This is a genomic window from Vibrio sp. 2134-1, assembly GCF_033339495.1.
The window spans coordinates 1-632 of record NZ_JAWOUS010000573.1; the positions used below are offsets into that span (position 1 = coordinate 1).

Below are 632 nucleotides of genomic sequence, written 5' to 3' on the forward strand. Positions count from 1 at the left end.
TCGGTCGGCATCAATGAATTTTTCCGCGCGTTCGGCGCTGAAAAGGTCAAAGTCGTTCTTCCCGACGATGTCATCGTTAGACTTTTTCCACGCCTGTTCCACGCTGCGGTTAGTCATGGCGTACAGACCATCGGTGGTTTTGATCCAGATGTGGTCATCCAGACAATCGATGAATTCTTGCAGTGTTGGTAGTGGCTTGTTGGCGTGTGAGTGATGACGTTTGAGCTCTTGATGATAATGCTGGCTAACATCAAAACTGATGCGGCCTGCCAGTGCGCTCAGCCACGCAGAAACGGTTTGCTTTTGCTGCGTTGAGTGCGTCAACGTCACAACGGCAAACAGCTCCTCATTCGGTAGCCATACTGGGCAAAGACTCAGGTTTTCATCATCAAATTGTGAGCAAACTACGTCAAAGTGCGGCGCGGAAAATTGCGCGCAGTTTTGCTCAATCATCGCCACGATGGCGCGGTGATTTTGTGGCGAGGTGGATACCTCACTGGATAGCCATTGTTTGGTGTAGCTCAGGGTATAAAGTTGTCCCTGAGCTTGAGTGGCATCACAGCATTGCTGCAGAGCGTGTTGCCAGTCAGTCATCAACGGTGAAGGAATAGCGAAGCGAAACATAATTAGTA

General features: G+C 50.0%; 1 pseudogene. It reads right to left on the bottom strand.

From position 1 onward, the window contains the following. A pseudogene (locus tag R7R78_RS27295) lies at positions 1 to 624 on the bottom strand (GGDEF domain-containing protein); the annotation flags it as partial. Positions 625 to 632 lie beyond the last annotated feature (8 nt).